Annotated in this window: 4 protein-coding genes and 1 pseudogene; 4 read left to right on the top strand and 1 reads right to left on the bottom strand. The window is 61.4% G+C overall.

Annotated features, from left to right (window positions below; translation table 11 throughout):
* On the top strand, positions 1-584 hold a 584-nt coding region (locus tag JV201_RS29925), incomplete at its 5' end, for an aromatic amino acid lyase (RefSeq protein ID WP_257903253.1).
* 106 nt (positions 585-690) lie between these two features.
* On the opposite strand, the gene gstA is transcribed toward JV201_RS29925, so the two are convergent.
* Positions 691-1,293 carry a glutathione transferase GstA gene (gene gstA, locus JV201_RS22460; RefSeq protein WP_008431610.1) on the bottom strand — a complete coding sequence of 201 codons (603 nt, stop codon included), beginning with the start codon at positions 1,291-1,293 and terminating at the stop codon, positions 691-693.
* Between the two features lie 98 nt (positions 1,294-1,391).
* Here gstA and JV201_RS22455 point away from each other — a divergent pair, with 98 nt between their 5' ends.
* From JV201_RS22455 to JV201_RS30255, 3 genes and pseudogenes are all read left to right on the top strand, one after another.
* Positions 1,392-2,261, top strand: coding sequence for a LysR family transcriptional regulator (locus JV201_RS22455; RefSeq protein ID WP_219406062.1), 870 nt, complete (start codon positions 1,392-1,394; stop codon positions 2,259-2,261).
* Between the two features lie 167 nt (positions 2,262-2,428).
* Positions 2,429-3,157: pseudogene (locus JV201_RS30260) on the top strand (PAS domain-containing protein); the annotation flags it as partial.
* Between the two features lie 18 nt (positions 3,158-3,175).
* Positions 3,176-3,748 (top strand): methyl-accepting chemotaxis protein, encoded by a 573-nt coding sequence (locus JV201_RS30255; RefSeq protein ID WP_371132976.1) that lies wholly within the window; start codon positions 3,176-3,178, stop codon positions 3,746-3,748.
* The last annotated feature ends 149 nt before the right edge of the window (positions 3,749-3,897 follow it).

The raw sequence follows: 3,897 nt of genomic DNA, 5'->3' as shown, positions 1-3,897 counted from the left end.
TTGCCAGCGGCGCGGACAATCCGGCGTTGATCAGCGAAGACGTGTTGGTGCTGGCCACGGCCAATTTCGACAGCACCCATCTCGCGCTGGCGGCCGAAGGCTTGGGCCTGGCGTTGAGCCGCGTGGCGGTGTGCAGCGCCGAGCGGATTGCCAAGTTGCTGTCGCCGGCCTCCAGTGAACTGCCGCGCTTTCTGATCAACCAGCCCGGGCACGTGGGCATGGCCGCCTTGCAGCGCACCGGTTCGGCGTTGGTGGCGGAGATCGGGCACTTGGCCAATCCGATCCCGGCGGTGAGCGTGCCGGTGGCGGATCGCGTGGAAGATTATGCGGGGCAGGCGCTGGCGGTGGTCGAGAAAACCCGGCAACTGGTGCAGCGCGTGGTGTGGCTGGGCAGCATTGAGTTGATCGTGGCGGCGCAGGCGGTGGACCTGTGCGGCACGGTTCAACTGGGGCAGGGCACCCGGCGTATTCATCAGGCGGTGCGCCGCCAGGTGGCGCACCTGGATCAGGACCGTTCGGGGTCGGTGGATGTGTTGGCGTTAAGTGCATTCATCGAAAACGATGGCTTGAAACCCATTCTCTAAAACTATGAAGATCAACTGTGGGAGCTGGCTTGCCTGCGATAGCGGTGTTGGATTCACCATCGCTATCGCAGGCAAGCCAGCTCCTACAGGTTGATCGCATTTCAGGTCATGGATTTTCAGCGGCCAAGGCAGCAATCACTGCCGGGCGTTCACCGACACGCTGCTGAAACTTCGCTAACGCCGGCCACTGCTGCAAGTCGATATCAAACAACCCCGCCCAGCGCAGCACCACAAACAGGTACGCATCCGCCACTGAGTACTGCGCGCCCAGCAGGTAATCCTGGCGCTCCAGGGTCTGTACCAGAATCGCAAAACGCTTGAACAGCGTGGCCTTGAACAGCGCCTTCACCTCATCGGGAATCGCGTCCTTGAACAACACTCCCAGCCCGCCATGAATCTCGCTGGAGACAAAGTTCAGCCACTCCTGCAAACGCACCCGCTCCCAGCTGCCATTGGCCGGCGCCAGGCCCGCTGCGGGTACCCGGTCGGCCAGGTATTGCAGGATGGCCGCGCCTTCGGTCAGTACCTCGCCGTTGTCCAGTTGCAGTGCGGCCACATAGCCCTTGGGATTGATCTGCAGGAAATCATCACCGTCAGCCGTGAGCTTTTTCTGGTTGTCGACGCGAATCAATTCAAACGGCAGGGCCAATTCCCGCAGCGCGATATGGGAGGCGAGGGAACAGGCATTCGGGGAAAAATACAGCTTCATCGGGGCAACTCCGCAGGACAGTTGCCTTCAGTCTCGTGGGCATGGCACCTTGGGTAAAATTAATCTTTCAGAATCCTGCCATAAGGACAGCTACTGCCATGATGAACCTGATGCACTGGCGCCTGCTGGTGGCCGTGGCGGACAACGGCAGCATCACTGCCGCCTCCGAACGAGTGGGCATGACTCAGTCCGCCGCCAGCCAGGCGATGGCGGCCATGGAGGCCAACCTCGGTGCGCAGTTGTTTGTGCGTGAGGCGCGTCAGACCGTGCCTACCGCCCTGGGCCTGCAAGTGATCGAGCAGGCGCGGGTGATGTTGGAAGCGTTGCAGGCGATTCGCACCACCGTGGACGAAGCGCGGCCGATGCTGCGTGGGACGATTCGCATCGCGAGTTTCCCCATGGTGCTGGCGGTGTTCCTGCCGCCGCTGCTGCGTCGGTTCAACCAGCTTTACCCCGGCATCGAGGTCACGGCCCTGGAAGTGACCGACGATGAAGTGAACACCTTGCTCGACGCGAATCTGATCGACCTGGGCGTGGTGCTCAACCCGCCGTCCGAGCGCAATGCCGCCGTGCTGGGGCGCGATAACTGGGTGGCGGTGCTGCCGATGGCCCACGGGTTTTCCCGGCGCCCGGCGCAGGCAACGGTCACGCTGGAAGAGTTGGTGGAGCAACCGTTCGTGCTTGCCACCGGCGGCTGCACCGTCAACGCCCGCAGCCTGGCCCAGGAAGCCGGCCTGGTGCTGCGCGAGGTGCGGGTGGAAGTGCGCGAATGGAACAGCGCTTTCAGCCTGGTGCGTGAAGGCGTGGGAGTGACGCTGGTGCCCGAGATGACCCTGCCGGCCCAGCGCCAAGGCTTGCGCATCATGCCCCTGGCGGAGCCGGTGCATCGCGAGTTTGCGTTGGTGACATCACGCCACCAACCGTCCTCCGCAGTGGTTAATGCTTTGTTGCAAATGCTGGCTGACTAGTGGCCTTGCATAGCGCCAACGCCTGTCTATGCTCACCCAGAACCGTTGATGACGCTCGGCATATAAAGCGTTTCGGATAGGTTTCCCCATAAAGGTCTTCGATCAAGATTCAAACCGTGAATGGAATGCGCCCGCGTGGGCGTCGGGAAAATAAAGGGTGATCTGACATGTTCAACCGCCAACACAAATCCGACCTGCTGGAAATCGAACGTTTCTCCTGCGCCCTTACCGAAGCCAAAGCCAAATTGGCCGCCATCAGCCGTTCCATGGCAATGATCGAGTTTGATCGCGACGGCATCGTGCTGGATGCCAATGAAAATTTCTGCAAGACCATGGGCTACCGCGCCGAAGAAATTCGCGGCAAGCATCACCGGATTTTCTGCGAAGAGGCCTACACCCACACCGACGCCTACGCCAAGCTCTGGCGCGACCTGGCGCGGGGCGAGCCCCTCAGTGGCACCTTCATGCGGTTGAACAAGCATGGTCAGGAAGTGTGGCTGGAGGCCAGTTACATGCCGGTAATCGGTGCCGACAACCAGGTGCAAAGCGTGATCAAGGTGGCCTCGGACATCTCGGCGCGGATTCACCGCGAGCATGAAAACCAGAGCCTGATCGACGCCATCGGCCGCTCCATGGCGGTCATTGAATTCACCCCGCAAGGCCAGATCCTGAATGCCAACGACAACTTCCTGAAGACGGTGAAGTATTCCCTCAGTGAAATCGTCGGCCAGCACCACAGTCTGTTTTGTCATCGCGGTGAGACCGATTCGCCGGCCTACAAGGCATTCTGGGCCTCGCTCAACCGCGGCGAATATCACTCCCACCGCTTTGAGCGCAAAGATAAATTCGGCCAAACGCTGTTCCTGGAAGCCTCCTACAACCCGATCTTCGATGCCAACGGGCGCCTGTACAAAGTGGTGAAGTTCGCCAGCGACATCACCGACCAGGTCACCACCTTGCGCACGGCTGCCGACTCGGCTCACGCCACCTCGGTGCAAAACGACGCCTGCGCCCGCAAGGGTTCGGAAGTGGTGCAGCAGACCGTGCAGATCATCGAAGAAATTTCCCGTGACCTTAACGAAGCGGCCGTGAGCATCGACGCAGTGAGCAAGCAGTCGGACATCATCGGCACCATCGTCCAGACCATCCGCGGCATCGCCGACCAGACTAACCTGCTGGCGCTGAATGCGGCGATCGAAGCGGCCCGGGCGGGCGAGCATGGGCGCGGGTTTGCGGTGGTGGCGGATGAGGTGCGCAGCCTTGCGGCGCGAACCAGCCAGGCGACGATCGAGATTGTGGATGTGGTGCGCAAGAACCACGACCTGTCGATCAGCGCGGTGTCGAGCATGCAGTCGAGCCTGAGCCGCACGGGGCTTGGGGTGGAGCTGGCGAATGAGGCGGGGCAGGTGATCCTGGAGATTCAGGAAGGGTCACGGCATGTGGTGGATGCGATCAGTCAGTTCAATTCCACACTGCAACTGCAGTAACACACCGTTATGGCCGAGAAATAACCTGTGGCGAGGGAGCTTGCTGTGGCGAGGGAGCTTGCTCCCGCTGGGCTGCGAAACGGCCCCAAAATCCTGGGAGCGCTGCGCACTCCAGCGGGAGCAAGCTCCCTCGCCACAGCAGCTCCCTC

Source organism: Pseudomonas sp. Colony2, assembly GCF_019382755.1.
Taxonomy (GTDB): domain Bacteria; phylum Pseudomonadota; class Gammaproteobacteria; order Pseudomonadales; family Pseudomonadaceae; genus Aquipseudomonas.
The sequence above is the reverse complement of the archived record's forward strand: the minus strand, read 5'-3'. Positions and strand labels throughout refer to the sequence as shown.